Annotated in this window: 24 protein-coding genes; 12 read left to right on the forward strand and 12 right to left on the reverse strand. The window is 71.6% G+C overall.

The window, feature by feature from the left end:
* Positions 1 to 8 precede the first annotated feature (8 nt).
* Both ACWDLG_RS08100 and ACWDLG_RS08105 read right to left on the reverse strand, forming a co-directional pair.
* Positions 9 to 1,247, reverse strand: a complete 1,239-nt coding sequence (locus ACWDLG_RS08100) for an APC family permease (RefSeq protein ID WP_449917272.1) — start codon at positions 1,245 to 1,247, stop codon at positions 9 to 11.
* Positions 1,248 to 1,343: 96 nt separating this feature from the next.
* The gene (locus tag ACWDLG_RS08105; protein ID WP_449917274.1) at positions 1,344 to 1,898 is read right to left on the reverse strand and encodes a universal stress protein; all 555 of its coding nucleotides are present in this window, start codon (positions 1,896 to 1,898) and stop codon (positions 1,344 to 1,346) included.
* Positions 1,899 to 2,005: 107 nt separating this feature from the next.
* On the opposite strand from ACWDLG_RS08105, the gene ACWDLG_RS08110 reads away from it, so the two are divergent.
* Positions 2,006 to 2,371, forward strand: a complete 366-nt coding sequence (locus ACWDLG_RS08110; protein ID WP_354913545.1) for a hypothetical protein — start codon at positions 2,006 to 2,008, stop codon at positions 2,369 to 2,371.
* Positions 2,372 to 2,375: 4 nt separating this feature from the next.
* On the opposite strand, the gene ACWDLG_RS08115 is transcribed toward ACWDLG_RS08110, so the two are convergent.
* On the reverse strand, positions 2,376 to 3,062 hold the full coding sequence (locus ACWDLG_RS08115) for a DUF998 domain-containing protein (protein WP_354913547.1): 687 nt from the start codon (positions 3,060 to 3,062) through the stop codon (positions 2,376 to 2,378).
* A 179-nt stretch (positions 3,063 to 3,241) separates the two neighbouring features.
* On the opposite strand from ACWDLG_RS08115, the gene ACWDLG_RS08120 reads away from it, so the two are divergent.
* From ACWDLG_RS08120 to ACWDLG_RS08130, 3 genes are read left to right on the forward strand one after another with little or no spacing between them, the layout of a single operon-like run.
* Positions 3,242 to 3,367 (forward strand): hypothetical protein, encoded by a 126-nt coding sequence (locus ACWDLG_RS08120; protein WP_449917277.1) that lies wholly within the window; start codon positions 3,242 to 3,244, stop codon positions 3,365 to 3,367.
* Positions 3,364 to 4,299 carry an aldo/keto reductase gene (locus ACWDLG_RS08125; RefSeq protein WP_449917278.1) on the forward strand — a complete coding sequence of 312 codons (936 nt, stop codon included), beginning with the start codon at positions 3,364 to 3,366 and terminating at the stop codon, positions 4,297 to 4,299. Before ACWDLG_RS08120 ends, ACWDLG_RS08125 begins: the two co-directional genes overlap by 4 nt.
* Before the next feature lie 55 nt (positions 4,300 to 4,354).
* On the forward strand, positions 4,355 to 5,470 hold the full coding sequence (locus ACWDLG_RS08130) for a sensor histidine kinase (protein ID WP_449917280.1): 1,116 nt from the start codon (positions 4,355 to 4,357) through the stop codon (positions 5,468 to 5,470).
* Here the strand turns inward: ACWDLG_RS08130 and ACWDLG_RS08135 are convergent.
* Positions 5,442 to 6,593, reverse strand: a complete 1,152-nt coding sequence (locus tag ACWDLG_RS08135) for a low temperature requirement protein A (protein ID WP_449917283.1) — start codon at positions 6,591 to 6,593, stop codon at positions 5,442 to 5,444. The two genes, ACWDLG_RS08130 and ACWDLG_RS08135, sit on opposite strands and share 29 nt — an antisense overlap.
* Before the next feature lie 17 nt (positions 6,594 to 6,610).
* Complete coding sequence (locus tag ACWDLG_RS08140; RefSeq protein WP_449917285.1) at positions 6,611 to 7,525, reverse strand: anti-sigma factor RsbA family regulatory protein; 915 nt, start codon at positions 7,523 to 7,525, stop codon at positions 6,611 to 6,613.
* Between the two features lie 420 nt (positions 7,526 to 7,945).
* Here ACWDLG_RS08140 and ACWDLG_RS08145 point away from each other — a divergent pair, with 420 nt between their 5' ends.
* Complete coding sequence (locus tag ACWDLG_RS08145) at positions 7,946 to 8,320, forward strand: hypothetical protein (RefSeq protein WP_354913559.1); 375 nt, start codon at positions 7,946 to 7,948, stop codon at positions 8,318 to 8,320.
* Between the two features lie 88 nt (positions 8,321 to 8,408).
* Positions 8,409 to 9,860 (forward strand): DUF2079 domain-containing protein, encoded by a 1,452-nt coding sequence (locus ACWDLG_RS08150; protein ID WP_449917287.1) that lies wholly within the window; start codon positions 8,409 to 8,411, stop codon positions 9,858 to 9,860.
* Here ACWDLG_RS08150 and ACWDLG_RS08155 read toward each other — a convergent pair.
* The gene (locus tag ACWDLG_RS08155; protein ID WP_449917290.1) at positions 9,839 to 10,933 is read right to left on the reverse strand and encodes a glycosyltransferase family 4 protein; all 1,095 of its coding nucleotides are present in this window, start codon (positions 10,931 to 10,933) and stop codon (positions 9,839 to 9,841) included. The genes ACWDLG_RS08150 and ACWDLG_RS08155 overlap by 22 nt on opposite strands.
* A 23-nt stretch (positions 10,934 to 10,956) precedes the next feature.
* Here ACWDLG_RS08155 and ACWDLG_RS08160 point away from each other — a divergent pair, with 23 nt between their 5' ends.
* The 3 genes from ACWDLG_RS08160 (at position 10,957) to ACWDLG_RS08170 (ending at position 16,350) form a co-directional block, all read left to right on the forward strand.
* On the forward strand, positions 10,957 to 11,772 hold the full coding sequence (locus ACWDLG_RS08160; RefSeq protein ID WP_449917292.1) for a PIG-L deacetylase family protein: 816 nt from the start codon (positions 10,957 to 10,959) through the stop codon (positions 11,770 to 11,772).
* Between the two features lie 81 nt (positions 11,773 to 11,853).
* The gene (locus tag ACWDLG_RS08165; protein WP_354913567.1) at positions 11,854 to 12,909 is read left to right on the forward strand and encodes a lysylphosphatidylglycerol synthase domain-containing protein; all 1,056 of its coding nucleotides are present in this window, start codon (positions 11,854 to 11,856) and stop codon (positions 12,907 to 12,909) included.
* 51 nt (positions 12,910 to 12,960) lie between these two features.
* The gene (locus ACWDLG_RS08170) at positions 12,961 to 16,350 is read left to right on the forward strand and encodes a BTAD domain-containing putative transcriptional regulator (RefSeq protein ID WP_449917296.1); all 3,390 of its coding nucleotides are present in this window, start codon (positions 12,961 to 12,963) and stop codon (positions 16,348 to 16,350) included.
* Here the strand turns inward: ACWDLG_RS08170 and ACWDLG_RS08175 are convergent.
* Positions 16,319 to 16,825, reverse strand: coding sequence for a hypothetical protein (locus ACWDLG_RS08175; RefSeq protein WP_449917299.1), 507 nt, complete (start codon positions 16,823 to 16,825; stop codon positions 16,319 to 16,321). The genes ACWDLG_RS08170 and ACWDLG_RS08175 overlap by 32 nt on opposite strands.
* 202 nt (positions 16,826 to 17,027) lie before the next feature.
* Between ACWDLG_RS08175 and ACWDLG_RS08180 the strand changes: the two genes are divergently transcribed.
* Complete coding sequence (locus tag ACWDLG_RS08180) at positions 17,028 to 17,546, forward strand: DedA family protein (RefSeq protein ID WP_354913573.1); 519 nt, start codon at positions 17,028 to 17,030, stop codon at positions 17,544 to 17,546.
* Positions 17,547 to 17,560: 14 nt separating this feature from the next.
* Here ACWDLG_RS08180 and ACWDLG_RS08185 read toward each other — a convergent pair whose 3' ends face one another.
* Positions 17,561 to 17,752 (reverse strand): YegP family protein, encoded by a 192-nt coding sequence (locus ACWDLG_RS08185; protein ID WP_449917302.1) that lies wholly within the window; start codon positions 17,750 to 17,752, stop codon positions 17,561 to 17,563.
* Positions 17,753 to 17,871: 119 nt separating this feature from the next.
* Here ACWDLG_RS08185 and ACWDLG_RS08190 point away from each other — a divergent pair, with 119 nt between their 5' ends.
* Together ACWDLG_RS08190 and ACWDLG_RS08195 are read left to right on the forward strand one after the other, a co-directional pair.
* On the forward strand, positions 17,872 to 18,735 hold the full coding sequence (locus ACWDLG_RS08190; protein ID WP_354913577.1) for a D-alanyl-D-alanine carboxypeptidase family protein: 864 nt from the start codon (positions 17,872 to 17,874) through the stop codon (positions 18,733 to 18,735).
* Positions 18,736 to 18,802: 67 nt separating this feature from the next.
* Positions 18,803 to 19,807 (forward strand): hypothetical protein, encoded by a 1,005-nt coding sequence (locus ACWDLG_RS08195; protein WP_449917305.1) that lies wholly within the window; start codon positions 18,803 to 18,805, stop codon positions 19,805 to 19,807.
* 43 nt (positions 19,808 to 19,850) lie between these two features.
* Here the strand turns inward: ACWDLG_RS08195 and ACWDLG_RS08200 are convergent, their stop codons facing one another.
* From ACWDLG_RS08200 to ACWDLG_RS08215, 4 genes are all read right to left on the reverse strand, one after another.
* Positions 19,851 to 21,917 (reverse strand): phosphocholine-specific phospholipase C, encoded by a 2,067-nt coding sequence (locus ACWDLG_RS08200; protein WP_449917307.1) that lies wholly within the window; start codon positions 21,915 to 21,917, stop codon positions 19,851 to 19,853.
* A gap of 14 nt (positions 21,918 to 21,931) precedes the next feature.
* On the reverse strand, positions 21,932 to 23,803 hold the full coding sequence (locus ACWDLG_RS08205) for a glycoside hydrolase family 5 protein (RefSeq protein ID WP_449917309.1): 1,872 nt from the start codon (positions 23,801 to 23,803) through the stop codon (positions 21,932 to 21,934).
* A gap of 66 nt (positions 23,804 to 23,869) precedes the next feature.
* Entirely contained in the window at positions 23,870 to 24,697 is an 828-nt protein-coding gene (locus ACWDLG_RS08210; RefSeq protein WP_449917312.1) for a carbohydrate ABC transporter permease, read from the reverse strand.
* Between the two features lies 1 nt (position 24,698).
* A complete protein-coding gene (locus tag ACWDLG_RS08215) occupies positions 24,699 to 25,670 on the reverse strand; it encodes a carbohydrate ABC transporter permease (RefSeq protein WP_449917314.1) in 972 nt (323 codons plus the stop codon).

Consider the following 25,670-nt stretch of genomic DNA (forward strand, 5'->3'; position numbering starts at 1 on the left):
GTGCCGGCTCACGGGCGGCGGCGCAGCACCCACCACAGGCCGCCCGCCGCGAACACCGCCAGCCCGGCCGCCACCGACGCGGCCGGCAGGGTGACCGCCAGCACCACGCACAGCGCCAGCCCCACCACCGGCACCGCCCGCGGCGGCGCGCCCTCGTCGCGGGTCAGGGTGAGCGCCGCCGCGTTGGCCACCGCGTAGTAGACGAGCACCCCGAACGACGAGAACCCGATGGCTCCCCGCAGGTCGACCGCCAGCACCAGCACGATCACCGCCGCGGCCACCGCGAGCTCCGCCCGGTACGGCACCTGCCGCACGGGATGCACGGCGTCGAGGAATCCGGGCAGGTCACGCTCCCTCGCCATCGCGAAGGTGGTCCGCGACACCCCGAGGATCAGCGCGAGCAGCGCGCCGAGGGCCGCCACCGCCGCGCCGGCCCTGACCACCGGCGCGAGCCATCCGGCGCCCGCCCCGATCACGGTGTCGACCAGCGGGGCGTGGGACGTACCGAGCCTGGCAGGACCGAGCACGCGCAACGTGGCCAGCGCGACAAGCGTGTAGACGACGAGGGTGATGCCGAGGGCGATCGGGACGGCCCTGGGAATGGTCCGCTCGGGATCGCGCACCTCCTCGCCCAGCGTGGCGATGCGGGCGTAGCCGGCGAAGGCGAAGAACAGCAGCCCGGCGGCCTGCAGCACCTCCCAGGGGGCCACGGGGGCCTCCGGGACGGCATGCCACGGGGTCGACGGCGCTTTGCCGCCGGTCAGGCCGGCGACCACCACGGCCGCCAGCACGGCGAGGACCAGCGCCACCATGATCCGTGCCGCCATGGCCGAGCGCTGGACGCCGAGGAGGTTGAGCACCGTCAACGCCACCACCGCGCCGACCGCCAGCGGGACGGCCAGGCCGGGGGCGACGTACGCGCCGAAGGTCAGCGCCATCGCCGCGCACGACGCCGTCTTGCCGACCACGAAGCCCCACCCGGCCAGGTATCCCCAGAACGGGCCGAGCCGCCGCCTGCCGTACACGTAGGTGCCGCCGGACTCGGGGTGGCGGGCGGCGAGCCTGGCCGAGGAGGTCGCGTTGCAGTAGGCGACGACGGCGGCGAGCGCGAGCGCGAGCAGCAGCAGGGGGCCCGCGGCGGAGGCGGCGGGCGCGAAGGCGGCGAAGACCCCCGCGCCGATCATGGCGCTGAGCCCCACGACGACCGCGTCGCCGGTGCCCAGCCGCCGCGCCAGTCCTGACGTCATCCGCCGTCCCTTCCGCAGAGCCCGCGACAGCACCCGAGATCCGGGCGGGAACCACTGTGCCTCATCGCGTCTCACCGCCCCGGAGGCGGGACGGGGTCAGGCCGTGGTCCCCGGCGGCTCCGCCGACGGCACGCCGGACTTCGGGGACTCCTTCGACGGCACACCGCTCTCCTGGGACTCCGCCGACGGCACGCCGCTCTCCGCGCCCTCCGGGGACGGCACGATCAGCACGGGCCGTCCGGCGTGGTGCAGCACCCGGTCGGAGGTGCTGCCCAGCAGCAGCGACCGCACCCCGCCCAGCCCCCTGGTCCCGGTCACGATCAACGTGGCGTCCAGTTCCTGCGCCACGTCCACGATCGTCGACCACACCGCCGGCGAGTCGGGCTCGCAGCGCGCGGTGGCCTCCAGCCCCGCCTGTCTGGCCAGCTGCGCCCCCTGCTCGGCCAGTTCCCTGGTGGCCTCCTGGATCGCCGCGTCCTCGGCCGTGGTGTCGATCGGCACCATCATCCCCGCCGAACCCCTCATCGAGGCGAGCGCCAGCCGTTCCCACACGCTGAGCACGACGGCCCGCTGCCCCTTCAGCAGGCTGCCCGCGTAGGCGATGGCCGCCTTGGCGTCGTCCGAACCGTCATAGGCCACCAGAATGGTCATGTCCGTCTCCTCCCCATGTGGATCTCCACTCCTCCTATCCCGCGCTCCCCCTTTCACGCGCACGGCGGGCGTTCGTTTCAGGCGTGGTCGGGGGGTAGGCGACCTCCATGACCGTGACACAGTTCCGCGACCTCCCCCTCGCCGACCGCGACAGAGAATGGGACGCCGACGAGGCCGACAAGCGCGTCCGCGCCTGGGCGAAGGCCGAGGACGAGCCGAACGCGCAGTACCGCCAGGCCTTCGTCTGGTACGACGGGGACAACGCCGACGAGTTCGGCGCCTACAAGCTGCCCGTCGCGGACGTCATCGGTGGCTCGCTGAAGGCCGTCCCCAGGGCGGTCATGGCGGCCGGCGCCGTCGTCCAGGGTGCCAGGGGCGGGGTGAAGATACCGAAGGGCGAGGTGGACCGGGTCAAGTCACACCTCGCCAAGTACTACGCCTCGATGGGGGAGACGCCCCCGTGGGAGCGCTGACCACCTACGCGGCCAGCGACCGCGACGTCTGGACGGGAGCCGGCGCCGCCGGAGCGGCGTGCTGGACGGACACCAGCCGGTGAGCGCGGTGGCCGGTCGCGTGCGGCAGCCGTACCAGGTGGAGGCTCAGGAGCAGCAGCAGGCCGACCTCGGAGACCACCACGAGCCGCTGGGTGAGCCCGGCGGGGATCTCGGCGTTGCTCAGCGGGATCCCGAGCGTCCTGACCACGTAGGGGATGACGACCAGCACCAGCGCGGCCAGCGCGACGCCGCTGAGCGCCTTCATCGCCCGCGGGTAGCACACCTTGGCCCTGGCCAGCAGCAGGCCCGCCGCCGGCATCACGAGGAAGGCGACGAATCCCGCGTAGCGGTGGATCCCGCCGGACAGGGACAGCGGCAGTCCCGGCCGGTCGGTCGGGAAGACACCGATGAGGAACATGCACACGCCCCATGCCGCCACCAGGGCCACGACCCTGCGGTCGGCGCCCGACCTGCGCAGCGCGGCGGCGACGAAGGCCGCCCCCACGGCGAACAGCGTCAGCGACGCGGGGAGCAGCCACCCGATCGGGTGGAAGGCGTACTCGCTGATCAAGGTGTGCATCGGGTCGAGCCCGGCCTCGGTCTGCAGCGTGAGCATCGCGCCGGCGCCCGTGCCGAGCGCCGCGAATCCACCGATGAGCAATCCCTTCATGCCCTTTACGCTCGCGGAACACGGCTCCGCCGAGTATCGGAGATCGGCCCCACGCGGCCCCTGAACCGACCCTTACGACCGAGGGAGGATCATCCCCCGCATCACCCCGATGACCTGGTGCGAGGCGACCCTGGGTAGGGTCCGCCCCCTCAGGGTGGGTACAGCCGGCCACCGGCGGTTTGACTTCGAGCGCACTCGAAGGGCGACCCTGGAGTCATGACGGCGCCGCCTCCCGGATCGCCGAGCTGACCCAGGACCTCGAGGTCCTGGACTACAAGATCAACCTCTACCAGGAGATGACATGACCTCCAGGATCGGGCTCGGCTGCATGGGCATGTCCGAGTTCTACGGCACGGCCGACGACGACGAGTCGATCGCCGTCATCCACCGCGCCCTCGACCTTGACGTGAACTTTCTCGACACCGCCGACATGTACGGCATGGGGCACAACGAGGAGCTCGTCGGCCGAGCCATCAAGGGCCGCCGCGACGAGGTGTTCCTCGGCACCAAGTTCGGCGTCAGGCGCGAGGGCGGCACGCGCAGCATCGACAACACCCCCGCCTACATCCGCCAGGCCTGCGACGCGTCGCTGCGGCGTCTCGGAGTCGACCACATCGACCTCTACTACATGCACCGCCGTCACCCGGACGTCCCGATCGAGGAGTCGGTCGGCGCCATGGCGGAGCTGGTCGAGCAGGGCAAGGTGCGCCGTCTGGGCCTGTCGGAGGTGACGGCCGACACCCTGCGCAGGGCGCACGCCACGCACCCGATCCACGCCCTGCAGAGCGAGTACTCCCTGTTCACCAGGGGCATCGAGGCGGAGATCCTGCCCACCGCGCGCGAGCTGGGCGTCAAGCTGGTGGCCTACTCCCCCATCAGCCGCGGCCTGCTGAGCGGCGCGCTGCCGCCCGCCGACCAGCTCGCCGCCGACGACTTCCGCAGGGTCAACCCCCGGACCTCGGGCGAGGCCGCCGCGCACAACGCGCGGCTGGTCGAGCGCGTCGCCGCGGTCGCCGCCGAGGTGGGCTGCACGCCCGCGCAGCTCTCGCTCGCCTGGCTGCTGGCCCAGGGCGAGGACGTCATCCCCATCCCCGGCACCAAGCGGCTGAGGTATCTGGAGGAGAACGCCGCGGCGGCGGCCGTCACGCTCACCGCCGGCCAGATCGACGCGCTGTCCGGTCTGGCGGAGGCCGTCGAGGGCGCCCGTTATGCCGATATGTCATCGGTAGAGAACTAATGTCCGTCTAGCGGGTGATGTCGGCCCCTGGAGCAGCGCCTTACAGTCGGGACCCATGAGGCTCGACTGGGCGATCGCCGCCATTGTGGCCGTGTTCTCGCTGGCCGAGGAGATCGGCGGCCGTACCGGCGAGCCCGACCGCACCCACCCGGCGCTGTGGATCGGGCTCGCCCTCGCGAGCGCGGTCCTGGTGGCCGTACGGCGCCGCATCCCGTTCACCGCGCTGGCCGTCTACAGCGTGGCCGGCGGCCTGGCCATCCCGCTGTCACAGGAGATGCTCGGCGCCTGGCAGTTCTACGTGGAGCTGGTGCTGCTCTTCACCGTGATGGCGGAGGTCCCGCGCGCGAACTGGCGCGCGCCCGCGGCGCTCGCGCTGGCGCTCGGCTTCCTCAGCCTCATGGTCTTCGCCGACACCGCGCCCGTCGGTCCAGGCGATGTGGCCATCGCCCTGGTGATGACCGGCGTGGCGGCGGGGGCGGGCGTGGCGGTCCAGCGTTACCGGGAGGTCGCCGCCCAGGCACAGGAGCGCGGGGCCCTGCTGGCCAGGGAGGCGGTCAACGAGGAGCGCAACAGGATCGCCCGCGAGCTGCACGACATCGTCGCCCACAGCGTCAGCGTCATGGTGATGCAGTCGGGTGCGGTACGCCGTCGCCTGCTCGAGGAGCAGGCGCGCGAGCGGGAGGCGCTGACGGCCGTCGAGGAGGCCGGTCGCGAGGCCGTCCACGAGCTGCGACGCATGCTGGACGTGCTGCGGTCGGGCCCCGAGAGCGCGGTCAACGTCCCGCAGCCCAGCCTCGCCCGGCTGGAGGAGCTGGTGGAGCAGGTTCGCGTGGCGGGCCTCGACGTGAAGCTCGACGTGCGCGGCGCGCCGGTGCCGCTGTCGGCGGGGCTCGAGCTGTCGGCCTACCGGATCATCCAGGAGGCGCTGACCAACACGCTCAAGCACGCCGGACCGACCAGGGTGCTGGTCGCGGTCGCGCACCGGCGCGGGGAGCTGGCCCTCGAGGTCACCGACGAGGGGCCGGCGCCGGGCCACGAGCCGCCCGAGCGGCGCGGGCTCGGTCAGGGGCTCATCGGCATGCGGGAGCGGGTGGCGCTGTTCGACGGGCGGCTGGAGGCTCGTCCGGTGCCCGGCGGCGGGTTCACCGTCCGGGCCACGCTGCCCGCCTGATCAGGCTCGTCGCCGCCACTAGCCCGGCTGTGACGGCCGCGATCAGCGGCACGGCGACGGGGGTGGCCGCGGCCAGGAGCACCAGGACCGCGGCCAGGAGGAAGGCGGCGCTGTCGGCGCGGCCGTAGCGGTGCGGGCGGATGTGCAGCGCCCACACCGCGATCAGGAAGATCGCGACGGGGACGGCCATCGCCAGGCCGGCCTGCGTACGGGTCAGCGCGCTCTCGCCGGTGACGAAGGCGACCATCACCTCGATGCCCCCGCCGACGGCCCCCACCGAGGCGAAGATCACGTAGTGGCCGTAGCCCCAGCGGAGCGCCGCCTTGCTGGAGGTGAGGATCTCGTGGGTCTCGGGCTCGAAGTAGATCCACCACAGCGAGAAGACGATCACCAGCGCGGCGGCGGCCACCACGATCAGCGACGGCTTGGCGCCCTCGTGGGACAGCGCGTTCTGCACCGAGACGGTGGCACCCAGGACGTTCTCGCCCATCATGATGATCGTGAACAGGCCGTAGCGCTCGGCGATGTGGTGCGGGTGCCAGGAGGTGCGGGTCCCCCGCTCGCCCCACACCGGTACGGCCAGCTCGATCACCACACCGAGCGCGAACACCGGCAGCACCAGCGTCGCGGGCGTCACGAACAGGACGGCCCAGTAGACCATCGCCAGGCTGATGCCGAGCGCGTAGCGCCGCGCCGCCCGCCGGTGCGGAAGGTCGCCGGCGGCCGCGCGCAGCCACTGGCAGGCCATGGCCGCCCGCATGATCAGATAGCCGAACCAGACGATCCGGTAGTCGTGCCGCTCGAAGGCCGCCGGTACACCGGCCGCCAGCACCAGCACGCCCGACATCTGCACCAGCGTCATGACGCGGTAGACCCAGTCGTCGGTGTCGTAGGCGGAGGCGAACCAGGTGAAGTTCATCCACGCCCACCAGATGGCGAAGAACGCCGTCAGGTAGCCGGTGAGCGCCTCGCCCAGGTGCCCGGCCGACAGCGCGTGCGCCAGCTCGCTGACCGCGAAGGAGACCGCGACGACGAAGAACAGGTCGAAGAACAGCTCCAGCGGGGTGGCGACGCGGTGCGGCTCGTCGGTCGCGCGTCCTCGCATGGAGCGCAGCAGGATCATGCCGCCGCCCTACCAGGTCACCCCGGCCGGTCGAAATAGGCGCGTACCACGGTCGCGCCCTCGCGCGTGTGGATGCGGACCAGGTCGCTGAGCAGGTTGACGATCAGCAGGCCGCGCGAGCCGGGGGTGCTGGGATCCACGGGCCGCCGGCCGGCGAGCGGGTCGGTGATGTGCCCCGCGTCGCTGACCTCGCAGACCATGCGGCCCTCTTCGTGCCACAGCCGCAGCACGCCCGCGCCGCCCCCGTGGTCGAGACTGTTGGCGCCCAGCTCGGAGACCGTCAGCTGGACGTCGTCGAGGCGGGTGCCGGTCAGGCCGGCCGCCGTCGCCCACTCGTTGGCCAGGTGCCGTACCTGGCCCAGGTTGGTGCTGTCGAAGCTGAGCGCGACGGCGGCGGGCGGCTCGTAGAGCGGCACGTTGTAGCCCTCGATCACGCGCATGGGGGCGTAGGCGGTGCTCGCCCGCTCCCCTTCGGCGTCCTGGAGCAGGGGGTGGGTGAGCGCGGCGTCGTCGAGGATCTCGGGCTCGAGCCGCTTGGCGTCGTAGGGGCAGACGATGGTGGCGCGGCGCCCCTGGAAGGCCAGATTGATCAGCGCCTCGTGCTGGGCGCAGGCGGGGTACTCGGTGCCGGTGCGGCCCGCCCAGATGGGCTCGCCGACGATCCGTACGTGCCGGTCCGGATAGTGGTCGGCGAACTCGCGCAGCACCCCGGGAATGATCCGGCCCGGATTGCGCCCCACGACGGTCATGTCCAGCATGCGCACCCGCTGCGCCTCGTCGCCCAGCTCGTCCCTGATCAGCTCGAGGTTGGGGCCAGGTACGGAGACCGCGACCGGCTCACCGGCCGCCAGCCCAGCGCGGATGAACGGTACGGTGCCCGAGAGGTACTCCCGGTCGTCCTCGTAGAAGAACGCCGGGTGCACGAACGCCATACCTGTGACGTTACCGCGAGAGGGTGAGTTACACCTGATCATCGGGTAATACAGTGGTACGTCCCACTGGAAGGATTCCACTAGGTGAAGAAGCTCCAGCTGGTCCCCCGGCCGCGGCCCCCACGCCGCCCCCTCCCCCTCGACCTGCGCACTCCCTCCGGCAGGCCCCTCCCCTTCTGACCCCCGAGCGATCCGATGACCGATCGACGGATACGCGCGCCCGACGCCGGTCGCGAGCGGGTCGCGCGTGGCGGTCGCGGTCAGCGCGGCCGGCACGAGCGCGAGGGGGAATGACCGCCATGTCACGGCGTCCAGCCGTGGCGTAAGTCGGTGTGACGGGTGATGTAAGCGCGATGTAAGTGAATATCAAGTCTGCCCCCATAATGTCCCTTCTGCTGGTCATCCAACGAAGGGCACAGAATGCGTTTCCTCAAGCGGGCCATCACCGTTTCCGCGGCCACGCTGACCCTCGCGGGGCTCACCGCCTGCGGCGCCGTGGGCACCGCCGTGGACTGCACCACGGCGTCGAACGAGGCCACCAAGATCATGAACGAGTGGTCCGGCAGCCTCGCCAAGGCCGTCACCGACCCGGCCGCCATGGAGAAGGCGTCCACCGAGGCCGCCGACAAGACCAAGGCGCTCGCGGCCAAGTACGACGGCGAACTCGCGTCGGCCCTCAACGACCTGGCCTCCAGCTTCGACAGCATCAAGGGGCTCCAGGACGCCTCGAAGCTCACCGAGTTCACCACCAAGATCAACGGCTTCAGCACCAAGATCCAGAGCGCCTGCTCCTGATGAAGCTCCCGGCCGCCGCACCGCCTGCGGGGGGCAGTGCGGCGCGGCGGCCGCGGTCCGGCGCCCTGCTTGTCTACCCTTGTCCGCTGTGCTGTCCCTTGTGCGCCTGACGACCCCTCCCCGCCTGTGGCTGTCCCTGCTCTGCGCGGCCGCGGCCGCCGCCTACTCCCTGCTCGGACTGGTCAGGCTCGCCACCTTCCACGCCACCACGTTCGACCTGGTCATCGTGGACCAGGCGGTGCGCGGCTACTCCCGTCTCGGCCCGCCGTACATCCCCGCGGTGGGCAGCTTCCACGGCCGCGGCCTCGACTACCTGCAGCTCGCCGACCACTTCTCGCCGATCTACGCGCTGCTGGCGCCGCTGTACTGGATCCATGACGGCCCGGCCACGCTGATCATCGCTCAGGCCGTCCTGTTCGCCGCCGCCATCCCCTTCCTGTGGACGTTCACCCGCAGGGTACTCGGGACGGTTCCCGCCTACCTCGTCGCCTTCGCCTACGCCGTGTCGTGGCCGATCGCCCAGGCCGCCGCGTTCGACGCGCACGAGGTGATGTTCGTCCCGCTGCTGACCGCGATCATGATCGAGCGCTATCACGCGGGCCGGCCGCTGCCCGCGTTCCTGGCGCTGCTGGCCCTCCTGCTGGTCAAGGAGGACATGGGCCTGGTCGCCATCGGCGCCGGCCTGTGCCTGGTGGTGCTCGGCGACCGGCTGCGCGGCCTGCTGTGCGTCACGGTCGGCCTGGCCTGGACCGTGCTGGTGCGCGGCGTGCTGATCCGGCTGGTCGGCGGCGACACCGGCGACTTCTGGGCCTACGGGCACCTGGGGCCCGACGTGCCGAGCGCCCTGCTGCACATGCTGGGCGACCCGCTCGGCACGCTGGCGCTGCCGTTCAGCGAGGAGGCCAAGGTCGACACGCTCCTCCTGCTGGCCTGGCCGACGCTCATGCTGTGCCTGCTGTCGCCGATCTCGCTCATGGCGCTGCCACACATCCTCGAACGCATGCTGTCCGACAGGTCGCCGTGGTGGCAGGCCGACTTCCAGTACAGCGCCTTCACCGTGATCATCCTCTTCTGCGCCGGCGTCGACGGGCTCTCCCGGCTGCTGCGCTGGATCAAGGGCCCGGACGCGCTGAAACTCGCGTGGTCGGTCGGCGTCGCCGCCGTCGCCCTCACCCTGGTCCCCCGCTTCGCCCTGGACCAGCTCGCCCGCCCGGCCTTCTACCGCGCCGACCCCGAACACGTGCGGGCCGCCGCCGAGGCCGTCTCCCGGGTGCCGTCGGGCGTGGTCGTCGAGGCCGCCAACTCGCTCGGCCCCGCCCTGACCTCGCGGGCCACCGTCCTGCTGTGGGACCACCAGCCCCGCTGGGCGCCGTGGGTGGTGGCCGACGTGGCCCGCTGGGAGTATCCCCACGGCTCCCCCGCCGCCCAGGCCGAGCGCGTCGCGCTGCTGCTGTCGTCGGGCTACGAGAAGGTCTTCGAGCGCAACGGCTTCGTCGTGCTGCGCAAGACGGACGGCACTCAGCCGATGGCCGACGAGTAGCAGCGCTCGAAGCCCTCCAGGATCAGCGGCCACGATCCGGCCGTGGGCGGCGTGGAGCGGTTGTGCTCGGCGATGGACTCGCGCAGTGCGGTGTCGGTCGACAGGCGGACCACGGCCGACACCAGGTCGTCGAAGGAGCGGCCGAGCAGCCCTTCCTTGCCGTGCTTGACGAAGTCGGCCACGCCGCTCTGGCTGCGCGCCACCACGGGCAGGCCCGCCGCCCGCGCCTCCAGGGCGGCGATCCCGAACGACTCGCGGGGCGCGGGGGCGATGAACAGGTCGGCCGAGGCGAGTACCTTGGCGATCTGCGCGCGGGTGTGACGGCCGGGCAGCGAGACCCAGGTGTTCATGCGGTTCGCGGCGAGGAAACGCTCCATGGAGCCGCGCGCCGGGCCCTCGCCGATGACCGTGGCCCGCATCGGGACGTGGGCGGGCACCCTGGCGCGCGCCTCCCGCAGCAGCCTCAGCAGGCGGACGGGCTGCTTGCGGGGCGCGAACCTGCCGACCGCCACGATGTGCACCTCGCCGTCCTGCGGCGGGCCGCCGCCCACGGGGCGCCAGCCCGAGACGTCGAGCCCGTTGGAGACGACGTGGACGGGCGTGCCCCGCCCCGCCACCGCGCGGATCGGGGCGGCCGCCGCGTTGCTGACGGTGGTGGCGACCAGCCCCCACCGATGCCACTCGAAGACGAACCTGAGCGCGGTGTAGAGGGCGCGGGTGGCCGGGTCCCACATGCTGTGCACCGTCACCACGACGGGCAGGCCCGCCCTGACGGCCGCGCGCACCCCCATCCACGCGAACGGCGAGACGGCGCCGGCGTGCACGTGCACCACGTCCGGCCGGCTCGCCGTCATGAGCCTGGTGAGCTTGCCCACACCTCGAGGGTGCACGGGCAGGTCGAACGGCATCCTCGCGACGATCCTGTGGACGCCGGGAAGCGCCTCCCCCCTGGTCGCGGTGGCCACCTCGACGGTGTCGCCGGCCTCGCGCTGCATCCTGACGAGGTCCGCGACCTGCACCTCGATGCCCCCGAGCCGTGGAAGGTAACAGTCGCTGACGTGAAGGATCCGCACCCGTCCCACACTAATCTGACCTTGTGCCACCACGTACCGCTGTGTTCTTCCACGCACACCCCGACGACGAGGCCCTGCTGACAGCAGGCACGATGGCGATGCTCGCGGCCGAGGGCCACCGGGTGGTGCTGGTCGTGGCCACCGCCGGAGAGCGCGGCCTGGCCGACACCGAGAAGGGCGAAGCGCTCGGCGAGAGGCGGATCAAGGAGCTGTACGAGTCCGCCGCGGTGCTCGGCTGCGCCCGCGTGGTGTGCCTCGGCTACGGCGACTCGGGGCTGAGCCCCACGGGCGGCATCGCCGAGGAACGCCCCGACAACGCCTTCATCGACGCCGACTCCGAGGCGGCCGCCGAGGCACTGGCCGCCGTGCTGGAGGAGGAGAAGGCCGACCTGCTGTCGATCTACGACCCGGCGGGCGGCTACGGCCATCCCGACCACGTGCAGGTGCACCGGGTGGGCAGGCGGGCCGCGCAGATCGCGGGCACGCCCATCGTGCTGGAGGCCACCGTCAACAGGGACCCGCTCCTTCGGGCGCTGCGGCTGGCCGGCAAGGTCTACACCTTCCCTCCCGAGTTCGACCTCAGGACCTTCGAGAGCGCCTACACCGCGGGCGACCAGATCACCCACCGGGTCAACGTCAGGAAGTTCGCCCGGCAGAAGAGGGCCAGCATGACCGCCCACGCCTCGCAGGCCAGCGGCGGCGACAGCGACAGGACGCTGGCCGTCCTGCTGAAGATCCCCGGGCCGCTCTACCGGCTGGTCTTCGGCACCGAGTGGTTCGTCCGCCGCGACCTGCCTCCGGGCACCCGGCTCAAGCACCCCTTCGACGAGGCACCGTGAGAGACGAAGCATCGTGAGAATCGCCCGTTTCCTCCTTCAGGACGACGCTCAGCACCCGCGAGCCGGGGCAGGGTGGTATCGATGAAGAACTCATGGCTCCGGATCACCCTGTCGGTCGTCTCGCTGGGGCTGGCGGCGACGCTCGTCGTCTACCTGCCGCAGATCGTCCAAACGCTCACCGGCAAGAAGGTCTCGTGGGCGGAGATCGGCGCGATCTTCGCGGCGATGCACCCCGGTGTGATCGCGCTGATGGCCGCGGTGTGGCTGGCGAGCCTGTTCGCCTACACCTTCGTGCTGACGAACTCGCTGCCCGGCCTGAACAACCTGCAGGGCCTCACGCTCAACGCCGCGGGCAGCGCGGTCAGCAACCTGCTGCCCTTCGGCGGGGCCGCGGGGGTGGCGCTGACCTTCGCCATGGCCAGGAGCTGGGGTTTCGGCAACCGGGCCATCGTGGTGATGACGCTGGTCAGCGGCATCTGGAACACCATGTTCAGGTTCCTGCTGCCCGCCGTCGGCATCATCGCGCTGCTGATCGCGGGCGAGGCGCCCAACCCGACCGTGGCCAACGCCGGGTGGATCGGCGCCCTGTCGATCCTCTCCCTCGTCGCGGTCGTGGCGGCCGCGCTGTACTGGGATCGCGCCGCCGCGCTGCTCGGCCGCGCCCTCGACGCGCTGGTACGGCCGACCCATCTCAAGTTCTCGGCGTCCGCCGCGCTGGAGCGGCTCCGCAGGGACACCGCGGGCGTCGTCAGGACCCGGTGGGCGCGCCTGTCAGCCGGCATGACCGCCTTCCTGGTGCTGCAGTGGCTGATCATGATCTGCTGTATGCAGGCCACCGGCGCGTATCCTGGTCTTGCACAATCGATCGCAGTCTTCGCGCTGTCCCGGGTTCTCACCGCGGTCCTGGTCACACCCAGTGGCGCGGGGCTCATGGAGGGGGGTGTCGTGTTGCTGCTGACGACCGCCTTCGGCGTGGACGTCGCCGCCGCCACGGCCACCGCGCTGCTGTTCGGTTTCTGGACGTACACTGTCGAAATCCCTTTCGGCGGGCTGGCTCTCGGCGCATGGGCACTGCTGGGCAGGAACCGCAGGACTCGTCAGGAGAGCCGACACACGAACATGGAAACGCAGCCGTGACCATCGCGAACATGACAAAGACCTTGTGCGTGATTCGGAAGCACACATAGCGTGGCGGCTGACATGGTGGCGTTCCGGGTTCTGGGGCCAGTCGAGGCGTACGAAAGCACCAGCGACGACGAACTCGACCTCGGCGGGTTGCGGCAGCGGGCCGTACTCGCCCGCCTTCTCGTGGCCAGAGGGCAGGTCGTGCCTGTTGACACCCTGCTCTACGACCTGTGGGACGACGACGCGGCCAAGGGCGCGCAGTCGGGCCTGCAGGTCTACATCTCCCGCCTGCGCAGGGTGCTCGAGCCGGGCAGGCCGCGCGGCGGGCCCAACAGGCTGCTGGTGACCGTCGCCTCGGGCTACGCGCTGCGGGTGGCGCCCGAGCAGGTCGACGCGCTGCGCTTCGAGCAGCTGGTCAGGGCGGCGGGCGAGTACCTCGACACCGACGACCCGCAGTCGGCCAGGGCCAGCCTCGGCAAGGCGCTCGGGCTGTGGCGCGGCACGCCGTACTCCGACTTCGCCGACCAGCCGTGGGCGGAGGCCGAGGTCAACAGGCTAGCCGAGCTGCGGCTGGTGGCGCGCGAGCGCTACGCCGACACGGGCCTGCGCCTGGGCATGCACGCCGAGACGGTGCCCGACCTGGAGGCGATGACCGGCGAGAACCCGCTGCGCGAGGAGGGCTGGCGGCTGCTCGCCCTCGGCCTCTACCGGTGCGGCCGGCAGGGTGACGCGCTGGCGGCGCTGCGCAGGGCGCGCGGCATCCTCGCCGACGAGCTGGGCATCGACCCGGGTCCCGCGCTGCGCAAGCTGGAGTCCGACATCCTGGCCCAGGCGCCCGACCTCGAACTGGCCGCCGTGCCGCGGCCCGCCAGGCAACCGGCGCCGGTCGCCGACACGTGGCCGCCGCGGGCGACCACGGCGGTCGAGCCGCCCCCGCTGGAGCCCGAGCCGTTCATCGGCCGTGACGCCGAGCTGTCCAGGCTGACCGGCGCGGCCGCCAGGACCGGGCGCTTCGAGGTGGCGATCGTCGCCGGCGACGCGGGCGCGGGCAAGACGACGCTGCTGCGCCAGCTGGAGAGCAAGCTCAAGGGCGACGGCTGGACCACCGCGTCGGGCGCCTGTCCCGACTCCAGCGCGACCCCGCCCGGCTGGGCGTGGGTGGAGATCCTGCGCAGCCTGGTCGAGGAGAACGGCGCCGGCGAGTACGGCCAGCTCCTCGCGCCGCTGCTCGACGACAGCGAGAGCGACCCCGACGAGGACGAGGCGTCGGGCGGGTTCCGGCTGCACCGCGCGGTCGGCGGCTACATCGCGGGCGTGGCTCGCCGCTCGCCCGTGCTGCTCACGGTGGAGGACCTCCACTGGGCCGACGACCAGACGCTCGCGCTGCTCAGGGCGCTGCCGAGCCTGCTGGCCACCAGCAGGGTGCTGCTGGTGGTGACCTGCCGCGACAGCGAGCTCGACGACCGGCAGTCCGACGTGCTGGCCGCGCTGGCCCGGCTGGGGCCGGTCAGGGTGAGCCTGTCGGGTCTCGACCCGAAGGCGGTGGCCGAGCTGGTGCGGGCCACCTGCATACGCGAGGTCGACGAGGACGCCGTCGAGTCGATCGTCGAGCGCACCAGGGGCAACCCGTTCTTCGTGCGTGAGACCGTGCGGCTGCTCGACGCCGAGGCGGTCGGCGAGCGCGCGACCGCCGCCGAGGTGGCCTCCCAGGTTCCCTCGGGCGTGCGCGACGTGCTGCGGCGGCGCATCTCGCGGCTGCCGGAGCGGGCTCAGCAGATCCTGCTGCAGGCCGCGGTGATCGGCCGCGACGTGGACGTCGACGTGCTCGTGGAGGTGTCGGGCGACGAGGACGCGGTCGTCGACGCCGTCGAGGCGGCGCTGTTGGCCGGCCTGGTCACCGAGCCGGGCCCCGGGATGCTGCGCTTCGACCACGACCTGGTGCGCGACACCGTCTACTCCGACGCCTCCCGGCTGCGCCGCACCAGGCTGCACGCCGCCGTCGCCAACGTCATCGAGCAGCGCAGGCCCGCCGAGGTGGCGGCGCTGGCGCACCACTTCTTCGTCGCCGACGTCGCCGACAAGGCCGTCCACTACGCGGGGCTGGCCGCCGAGCAGGCGGAGCGGCGCTACGCCCACCGCGAGGCCGCGACGCTGTGGGAGCAGGCCATCGCCGCCTTCGACCGCACCGGCAGTCGCGACACGGCCGAGCGGCTCAAGCTGATGCTCGCCCAGATCAAGGCGCTGGCGCTGTGCGGCGACATGACGGCGGCCAGGCTGAAGCGGCGTGAGGCGATGGACCTGGCGCTGCCGCTGAACAACCCGGTGCTGACGGCCAAGGTGGCCGCGGCGCTGGCCGTACCGCACAAGGGCATGGCCCGCGACTTCACCCGGACGGCGTGGGAGATCGTCGACGTCACCGAGCGGGCGCTGATCGAGCTGCCGGAGGGCGAGCAGACGCTGCGCGCCAGCCTGCTGACCACCCTCGCGCTGGAGCTCGAGGGATCGTCGGCGCCCGAGCGCGGCCGGCAGGCGTCGCTGGAGGCCCTGGAGCTGGCCAGGCAGAGCGGCGACCCGACCCTGCTGGCCGCGGCGCTGAGCGGCCGGCTGCGCCAGTCCTACGACATCCCCGCGGTCGACACCCGCGAGAGCATCGGCCGCGAGCTGCTGGAGGTCGCCCAGCGCTCGGGGCAGATGGCGGTGCAGGCGCTGGCCCACCTGGTGCTGCTGGAGTGCGCCGCGGCGCGCGGCGAGTTCTCGGTCTCCGACGAGCACGCGCGGGCCGCCGAACGGCTGGCCAAGCAGTACGACCTGTCCGCTCCGGCCGCGGTCGTGGCCTGGTACGAAGGGCAGCGGCTGATGATCGCCGGCGACTACGCCGGCGCCGAGCGGGCCTACCGCGAGGCGGCCAGGATGACGGCGCGGGCCGGCATGCTGGAGGGCCGCCAGGACCTGCCGCTGATCACCACGTTCTGCCTGCACCTGGTCGACGGCAGGGCCGCGGAGACGGTCGACCTCCTCGGCGAGGCCCACCAGCGCGGCGCCAAGTGGACCCTCGACGCCTACGCGCTGGCCCTGGCTTCGGCGGGCCATCTCAAGGACGCCAAGGCGGTGGCCGCGACCAAGCCGCCGGTGCGGCCCGACTTCCTGTACGAGCTGGCCATGACCTGGCGGGCGCTGGCGGGCATGCTGCTCGACGACCGCGAGCGGATGGTCGACTGCTACGACAAGCTGAAGCCGTTCGCCGACCGCATCGCGGGCGCCGGCACGGGCGTGGTGGCCCTGTGGCCGGTGGCGCTGACCCTCGGCGACCTGGCGGTCAGGCTCGACCATCCCGCCGCGGCCCGCGACCACTACCACAAGGCCCTGGAGGTGGCCAGGAGGGTCGGGGTGCAGCGGTGGGTGGAGGCGGCGCAGCGGGCCGTCAGCAACTCACCAGGATCCGATCCGACCTGATCGGCCGTTCCGTGCCGGCGACGCGCAGCTCGATGCGGTACCAGCCCGGGTTGTCCTGGACGCTGAGCTGCCACTTGACGGTCCTGCGCGCGCCGGCGAAGCCGGCGTGCTCGGCCTGGTAGGTCCTCCACGACCTGGTGGCCGCGCTCCATCTGGTCAGCCGCCAGTGGTACATGAGGGTGCGGCCCGCCTCGGGGTTGATCACCACGGAGCGGGCCAGGAAGTCCCTGTCGCAGGCGGCGCCCCTGCCGCTGAGCGGGCTGACGGTGATGGTGCCCGCCTCGGGATCGGCCTGCTCGACGATCGGCAGGACGGTGGCCGAGAGGGCCACGGTGGTCGTGGGTCGCGGCGTGGAGTTCGCGATGCCGTAGGCCGATGCGCCGGCGTAGGCGGCGGTGAAGGCGAGCGCGCCCACCAGGAGTCTGGCCGCCGTGGAGGATCCGGTTCCCAGGACCGCCTTGCTTCGCGTCCCCATGATCGCACCTCTTCTCGTTCAACCCTTTTGTACGGGAGAAGGGTTGAGATCGACTTGATGGCGGCTTGCAGGTGTCAGGGCGCTCCCCCTCGGCAGGTCCAGGGCGCGAGCCCGGGTAGCGTGGGAGGCGGGTGGCGCGGGTCGGCCAGATGACCTAAGGTTAGGCTGGCCTAAGAAATCTTTCGGGTGGTGGTGTCTGGTTATGCGGCAGATTGCGATCGCCATCCCCGACCCGACCCGCGCCTCGCTGTTCGGCTTGCCGTACTGGCTGATCGTGGTGGTCGGGGCGGTCGCGCTGTTCGGCGCGTTCCAGGCCTACTACTGGATCGGATTCAAGCTCGGCGACAAGCTGTACGAGTCGAGGTTCGGCGCGAAGCTTCCCCGCGAGCGCATCCGCGCCGTCGAGAGGGTCGTCGAGAAGTGGGGGGCGCTCGCCGTCTACGCATGCTTCTGGGTCCCCGTCCTGCGCCACACCCTGCCCTGGGTGGCGGGGGTGTTGCGCATCTCCTATCCCTGGTACGTCGTGGCCAGCGCGCTGGGCTGCCTGACCTGGGTGCCGGTGACCTCGTTCGCGCTCTACTCGGTGATCTGGGGCTGGCTGGAGCTGGCCACGCACTCCCCCCTCGCCGCCGCCGTCGCCGCGGTGATCGTGGTGAGCGCCGTCACGGCCTTCGTCATGTGGCGCAGGCGCCGCAGGAGCGAGAAGGCCCTCGCCGCCTGACGAGGGCCGGGCGCTCAGACCGCGGCGAGCGTCGTGTCGTCCACCGTCGCGTCGGGGGCGTTCTTGCGGACCGACTCGATGCCGTTGATGCAGGCCGCCTTGGTGGTGTACCCCTCGCTGACCGCGATGGTCTGGCCGTTGCCCGCGACCAGCTTGAAGCGGAACTCCCCGCGCCCGTCCTTGGTGATGACGAACTTGCCTGCCATGGCGATCTCCCCCGATATGACGGTTCTAGGGGTCAATTACCCGCGTCTCCGACCGCGTTTTCCCGCCATAGGGTCAAGTTCCGCATATCAACCGGTGATCACCTGTCACGATGTCTGTCATGCGTATAGGGGGTATTCGACTACTGACCGCCGCCGCGGCGCTCACCCTGCTCGTGGGGTTCTCCCCGCCGACTCAGGCGGCGACACGTGCGGCCGGCGCGCCGCAGGTGAAGGCGCGGATCGGCTACGTCGTGGACTCGGCGGGGACCGTCCACGTCGCCAAGCGGGAGACCCGCAGGGTGCCCGTCGCCAGCCTGGTCAAGGTCATGACCGCCTACGTCGTCCTGCGCGAGGGCGACCTGGGCGACGTGGTCACCATCACCAAGGCCGACGTACGGCACGCCGCCGACAACGGCGCCACCAGCGCGAGGCTGCGCACCGGCGAGAAGGTGACGGTCAGGGACCTGCTCTACGGGTTGATGCTGCCCTCGGGGGCCGACGCCGCCAACGCGCTCGCCCGCACCTACGGCCCCGGCACGGCCGCCTTCGTCGCCAAGATGAACGCCGCCGCCCGCGGCCTGGGCCTGGCCGACACCCTCTACACCAACGCCGACGGCCTGCCGGCGCCCAGGAACGGCGGCTACTCCACCGCCGTCGACCAGGCCAGGCTCGCGAAGGTCGCGCTGGAAAACGCGACGTTCAGGACCGTCGTGTCCCAGAAGACCTACAAGCTCGCCAAGACCGCCGTCCACCGCGCCCACACCTGGACGAACACCAACAAGCTGCTGGGTGAGAGCGAGGGTGTGATCGGCGTGAAGACCGGCTACACCGCCAAGGCCGGCTTCTGCCTGCTGTTCGCCGCCGAACGCCAGGGCCGGCGCGTCATCGGCGTGCTCCTGGGCGACCAGGACTCCCGCCGCTTCGCCACGGCGGCCTCGCTGCTCGACTACGCGAGCGAGCAGATCGCCACCACGAGCCCCTGACGGATGACGGCGCGGCGGCGGCACCGAGCGGGTCGCCGCCGCGCCGGGACCTCCACGGGCGATCGTCATGCCGAGCGACCGCCGCGACGGCACCCGGCGCCATAATCTGGAGACAGCTCAAGCGCACGCCATCGGGATCCTGGAGACGCGGCCGGAGGAAGACGTGCCATTGGGAGCGCGCAAGCAGTCGTCGAGGAGCTCGGGATGGAGCGCTCCCCGCAGGCAGTGGCCGGACCGGGTGGCCGCTGTCGTGATCTCACCCTTCAGCGTCATCTGGATCTCACGGGGCCCGTCACGGCGGGTGCGGCTGGGGCGCTTCCTCGTCGTCCTCTACATCACCAACGTGATGTGGAAGGTCTGGGAGATCTACCAGAGCAACCCGGCGGGGTTCATGCCGTACGTGCGGGGAGAGAAGGACGTGCTGCCGCTCCTCTATCTCCCGCCGCCGCTGGTCACGAAGTCAAACTTATCGCCCTGGATCGACCGGCCGCTGCTGGCGATCATGCTCGTGGTCCTCTTCTGGGCGGTCGGTCCGCACAACGTGCTGAAGGTGGCCCTCTATCTGCTGATCGTGCTCGGCATCGCGATGGCCGCGCCGATCAGCCGCGTGTCGGTCAACGCCGCCGTCGAGTCGGCGATGGCGTGGTGGCTCCAGACCGCGTGGCCGTGGCTCGCGCAGGCCGCCGTGAGTTCCTGGACGGCGCTCGCCCTCGGCCTGCTGCTGGCGGCCGCCTGCCTGGTGGGCTTCACCGCCACCTGCCTCGCGGTCGTCCACCTGGCCAGGGAGCTGATCGCGGACGAGATGCACCCGCGGGACGTGGCGCGGTGTTTCGGCGTCGTCGTCGCGGGCGCGATCGCCGCCGGTGTCATCGTCGAGCTGGCCGCCTGGTCGGTGCACCTCATGCGGCACGTCTACGCCTTTCCCGACTGGCTGCCCTTCCTCTGGACCGTCTTCCTGGCGGGCCTGGCCGCCACCACCGCCGTGACCGCGGACATGGTCGCCGGCCAGGGGCCCGGCGACGGCGACCGTTCCGCCGGCGCCGCGACCCCCGCCCGGCGTCGCCGCGCATGAGCCCGTGGCCGGGTGTCCGCCTTCCTGATCTCTTTCGACCGCGCTAGCCGGAAACGCCGGCCCGGCCGTTCTCGAGGTGACCCATCAGCCGGCGGTGAAAGGACGGGTCCTCGGCGACGGTCAGCCGCAGGTCGTACCAGCCTGACGTGGTGTCCCAGGAGATGACCGTCCGCTCTCCCGGCGCGACCGCCGCGTCCCGCCGACCGGCGTCGTAGGCGAGCGCTTCGAGGGTGAACGTCAGCGGGGCAGGGCCCGGGTTGCGGATCGTCATCGTGAGCCGGTGCCCGTCACCGCGGGAGGACACCGCCACGTCGGCGGCCGGGCCCGCGCCCGACCCGGCGAACTCGCGCCGGAAGCCGTTCGGGCCGGTGAGAAGCAGCCGGTAGGCGCCGCTCTCGACGGGGACGGTGAGGGACAGCGTGCCGAGCACGTCGCAGTGGCGCGGGAACCGGAACTCCCCGGCGTACGGGTAGAGGGCGAAATGGCTGCCCCGCTCGCCGGCGTCGGTCATGGTGACGATCAGCTCGTCCCCCGCCAGGACGGCGGACGCCTCCGGCCGGTAGGGCAGTGGCCGGGCAGGCCGGGTGCCGGGCTCCTGCGTGGCGAGCCGTCCCACGGTGGGCGGCGTGGCAGGCCAGCGCACCCGGAACGGTGGCACGACGACTCCCGCACCCGCCTGCGGCGCTTCCCCGGCCGCGCCGGCTTCCGGCAGGACGGCCTGCGGCGCCCCCGCGCCGGTGCCCGCGTCCGGTGTGGGGGGCGCGGGCGGGCCGAAGTCGAAGGCCGAGGTGAGGTCGCCGGCGACGCGACGTCGCCACGAGGTGATGTTGGGCTCCGCGACGCCGAGCCAGCGTTCCACGAAACGGATCGTGGACGTGTGGTCGAACACCTCCGAGCAGACGTGCCCGCCGATCGTCCACGGTGACACGACCGTCATCGGCACCCGGTAGCCGAGCCCGATCGGAAGCCCGTCGACGAACTCGTCCTCGGTGCCCTCGGGGGGCAACGGTGGCGGCACGTGGTCGAAGAAGCCGTCGTTCTCGTCGAAGGTGAGGAAGAGCGCGGTCCGCTCCCACACCGAGGGATGCGAGGCGAGCGCGTCCAGGATGTCGTGGACGAGGTCGGCGCTGTGGGCCGGGCTGGACGGGTCCGGGTGCTCGGAGTACGCCTCCGGCGCGACGATGTAGGAGACCTGCGGGAGCCGTCCCTCGGCCACGTCCGCGCGGAAGGAGGCGGCGAGCCGACCCGGCTCGACCCTGGACAGCCCCCGCTCGTAGGCGTCGAGGTCGGCAGGGGACAGCTCCGCGACCCCCTTCCGCAACGCCCCGAGCATCTCCTCCCGATCAGTCGCGGGGAGCCGGAGCAGGGAGGTGTAGAAGGAGTGCAGGCTCCGGTGGGGTGTGTGCGCCAGGGCCCTGCGCGCGACCTCCTTGAAGGAGACGAAGTAGTCCAGCGAGTTGCACTGGTAGTTGTCCCACTCCTGGTAGACCCGCCAGGTACGGCCCGCCGCCGTCAGCCTCTCCGGGTAGGACATGTGCGTGTAGCCGGGATGGGTGTCCTCCTCGCAGGCGTCGTTGCCGGTGGTGCGCCGCCCTGACGGCTCGATCCCCGCGGTGCCTGACCAGTGGTAGAGCCGGTTGGGGTTCGTCGGCCCGAACATCGAGCAGTGGTAGGCGTCGCACAGGGTGAAGGCGTCGGCCAACTCGAACTGGAACGGCAGATCGCCGCGGTCGAAGTGGACCATCGCGCCGGGCCCCTTGCCCGCGATCCAGCCGTCCTGCCAGCCGCCGCCCCGCGTCCGCTGCCCCGTGTCCCACTCGTGGTCGACGCCCTGCACGTACTGGAGGTCGCCCTCGGTCAGGTCCCGGCCGCCGGTCCCGGCGCGCACCGGGAAGGGCAGCACGCCGGACTGGTCGAACACCGGCCGGCCGTCCGGCAGCGTGATGGCGTTACGGTCACCGAACCCGCGCACTCCACGCAGTGTGCCGAAATAGTGGTCGAAGGAGCGGTTCTCCTGCATGAAGAACACGACGTGCTGGAGGGATCCGAGCCCGCCGGGCGGCACCGGCCGGGCCAGCGCCGCCCGCAGGGAGGGGGGAAGAGCGGACAAGGGACAGCGGCCTTTCAGAGTTTGCGGCAGTACAGGGCGTCCGGCGTGCCGTAGCGTCCGACGCTGTAGGAGAATGCGATCCCGGCGGCGTACTCGTCGGAGGCGCACTGCGCCTTGCGGTAGCCGTAAGCGTAGTCGCCGCCCTCACCGGAGGCGGGACGGCTGTCGCCCCGGTCGTCCCACAGCGTCCGTCCTGCCCCGGCGAGCGGGACCCGCCCGGGAGCGCAGAGGACGGCCGAGACCCGGTCGCCGCGCAGGCTGTAGCCGTTCATGAACTGGCCCGCGGGGCACTGGTACTTGGTGAACCCCGACGCCCAGTCGGTCGTGACGTTCTCACTGGTCACCACGGTCGCCGGGCCGGAGGCCCACAGGTCCGCCGCTCCGGCGTCGGTGCACAGGCCGCCCTGGCCCTTCTGGCTGACGCCGATCAGGCGCTGGTCGTCAGGGCATGACAGCTTGCGCGCGCCCGTGTCCCAGTCTCCCTGGGCCCGCATCCGCGCCGACTGGTTCGCGTCGTCGTGGATGGCCCGCAGCATGGACCAGGTGCGGACAGGGGCGACCGGCCCGGTGTGTCCTGCGGCGGCGATCAGGCGACGCCAGTGCGCGCCCCGCCAGTCGCCGGTGTCGAGCACGCTGCGCAGCCCGCCGTCGGCCGAGTAGCGGACGAGGCCCCAGGTGTTGCCCTGGTCGTTCTCCTGGAAGCCGACCATCGGCCAGTACGCGAACTCCACGTCGGTGTCGATGAGGAAGTCGACCATGTTGGCGAACCAGGCCTTGTCCTTGTCGGTGGCGGACTTGCCGACGCCGAACTCGCTGATCCACACGGGGGCGGTGAAATGCCGGTCCGGCGTGGTCGCCACGTAGGTGGCGGTGTCGCGCATGACCGCGAACAGGTCGGAGCGGCTCAGATCGCGATAGCGGGGGTCGTGGGTCTCTCCGAGTCCTTCGGCGCCGGTGTGCTGCGGGCCGGTGTAGCCGTAGAAGTGCGCGGCGTAGACCAGTTTGTGCGAGCGGACGAGGGTCTGCGAGAGCGTGCTGACCGGCTTGAGGAGCGGTCTGTCGTGCCAGACCCCGTCGAGCGGGATCCCCGACCAGTTGATCCCTTCGATCATGATGAGCAGATCCGGGTTGGCCTCGGCGAGGATGCGATCACCGGCCCGCTGGGCGGCGGCGGCCCAGTCGTGGTCGTCGCCCGAGCCCCAGTTGGGATTGTCCCAGGTGTCCCGGCGCACCTCGTTGCGCAGGTCGGCGCCGACGACCCGGTTGTTGGCACGGTACCGCCTGGCCATGAACACCCAGTCGTCCAGCCACTTCTGGGTGCTCTGGCTGCTGTTCCACCGCTCGTTGCCGTCGACGCCGCAGCACCAGCGGGTGGTGGTCGTGTGGTTGTTGAGGATGACGGCGAGCCCGTCGGCGGTGAGCGCCTCGACGACCTTGTCGTAGACCTGGAGCGGGGTGAGGCCGCGCAGGTCCGGGTTGGCCGCCACGCCGGCGTCGGTGACGGGTCGCGCGTCGTTGATCATCGCGTTGGAGAACGGCAGGCGGACGCTGTTGACGCCGAGCGCGCGGAAGTCCGCGATCAGCCTGCTCATCGGGACGCGGTCCAGGCCGAGCGGGACCCGGTGGGAGGTCTCCGAGGCGTAGTTGTTGGCGGGGTCCTCGTCGTCGCCGCTGCCGGTCCAGGTGCCGCTGGCGCCGTGCCAGTTGCCGGACCGCAGCTTGAACCGCTTGCCCGTGGCGTCCACGATGTAGCGGCCCCGGGTGCTGAGCGGTCCCTCCCAGGTCGCCGCGAGGGGAGCCGGATCGGCGGCGGACGCGGAGGAGGGGATCACGGCCAGGCCGCTGACAGCGGTGGCGAGGACGGCTAACAGTGCTCTGATTCTCATGAGGCACCTCGGAGGGGAGAGTGACGCGCGAGGACCGCGGCGTCGCGGGGGGTGGAGGGGGCTCGCTCAGTCCTTCATGCCGGTGGCGGCGATGCCCTGGACGATGTGACGTTGCGCGATGAGGAAGACCACGATCAGCGGGAGGATCGTGACGACGGCCCCGGCGAACAGCGCCGGCAGGTTGATCGTCTGCGAGGTGAGGAAGGTGGACAGCGCGATCTGGGCGGTCCACGACTCGGGGTCCTGGCCGATGACGAGGGGCCAGAGGAAGGCGTTCCAGCTCTCCAGGAACGACAGCGCGCCCAATGAGGCGAGCATGGCGCCCGAGTTGGGCAGCGCGACCCGCCAGTACACGCCCAGATGGCCCAGGCCGTCCAGGCGGCCCGCCTCCTCGATCTCCTGGGGGAACTTCAGGTAGAAGTTGCGGAACAGCAGCACCGAGAACGCGTTGAACAGGCCCGGCGCGATGACGCCCCACAGCGTGTCGACCCCGCCCATCGCGCTGACCAGCACGAAGGTCGGCACGAACGTGGCCGAGGTGGGGATCATCAGCGTGACGACGATGAAGGTCATGACCACGCCGCGGCCGGGCACGGGAATGCGGGCCAGGGCGTAGCCGGCCATGGAGCCGAGCATGGTCGAGACCGGCGCGGTGACGATCGCGATGACGAAGGAGTTCCAGAGCGCGTTGCCCATCGGCACCGACGGGTCGTCGAACACGTCCTTGAAGCCCTGCAGGCTGAAGGGGTCGGGCAGCCAGTGCCAGTCCAGGTCGGTGATCTGCGTGCCGGACATCAGGGCGGCGCGCAGCATGAAGTAGAACGGGGCGAGGAACAGCGCGGCTGCGACGCCCAGGGCCAGGTACGCCAGGGCCGTCCCGAGGTTCTTGCGCATGTCAGTCCCTCCGGCCGAACCCGACGAGGCGGCCCTGCAGCAGGGTCACCAGGACGATCAGCAGGGTCAGCAGGAACGCCCCCGCCGAGCCCACGCCGTAGTTCTGGTCCTTGAGCGCGGAGTCGTACAGGAAGACCAGCGGCGGCCGCACCGGGGCGGCGGAGCTGCCGGCGGCGGTGACGAAGATGTTGTAGAACTCGTCGAAGGCCTGGAACGCGGCGATGAGGATGAGCATGAGTATCGCCACCGAGGTGTTGCGCAGCATCGGCAGGGTGACGTGCCGGAACTGGCGCCACCGGGACGCGCCGTCCAGCGCGGCCGCTTCGTACAGGTGGCCCGGGATGGCCTGCAGGCCCGCCAGGAAGAGGATCATGTAGAGCCCCACCTGGAGCCAGAGCCGCAGGGTGACGATCACGATCCAGTACAGGGGCGGATCGCTGCTGGCGATCCAGGGCCGGACGTCCCAGCCGAAGAGCCCGCCGATGGTGTTGGCGACGCCGGACGGCAGGCCGTTGAACAGGCTCATCTTCCAGATCAGGGCGGCGACGACGTAGGAGACGGCGGCCGGGAGGAGGAAGGTCGTGCGGAAGAAGGCCCGGCCACGGCGCAGCCCGTTCAGCAGGACGGCGAGCCCGAGCGAGATGCCGAAGGTCACCGGCACGATGAAGATCGTGAACAGCACGATCCCGGCCATCGAGGACCGGAACGCCTCGTCCTCCAGCAGGAACGCGTAGTTGTCCAGGCCGACCCACGAGCCCAGGTCGACGGAGCCGCGCGCGTCGCTGAAGCTCAGCAGGAAGCTCCAGCCGATGGCGATGTACTTGAACAGGCCGAGGCCGACCAGCATGGGCGCGGTCAGCAGGGCGAACGCCCCGAAGGCCGACCAGTCGGTCCGCCGCGCGCGGCGGACCGGCCGGGCCTCAGCCGGCCGCGAGGCGGTGGCCGCGCGCCCGGTCGTGACGGTGTCGGGCAT

This window comes from Nonomuraea sp. NPDC003727 (assembly GCF_053586935.1).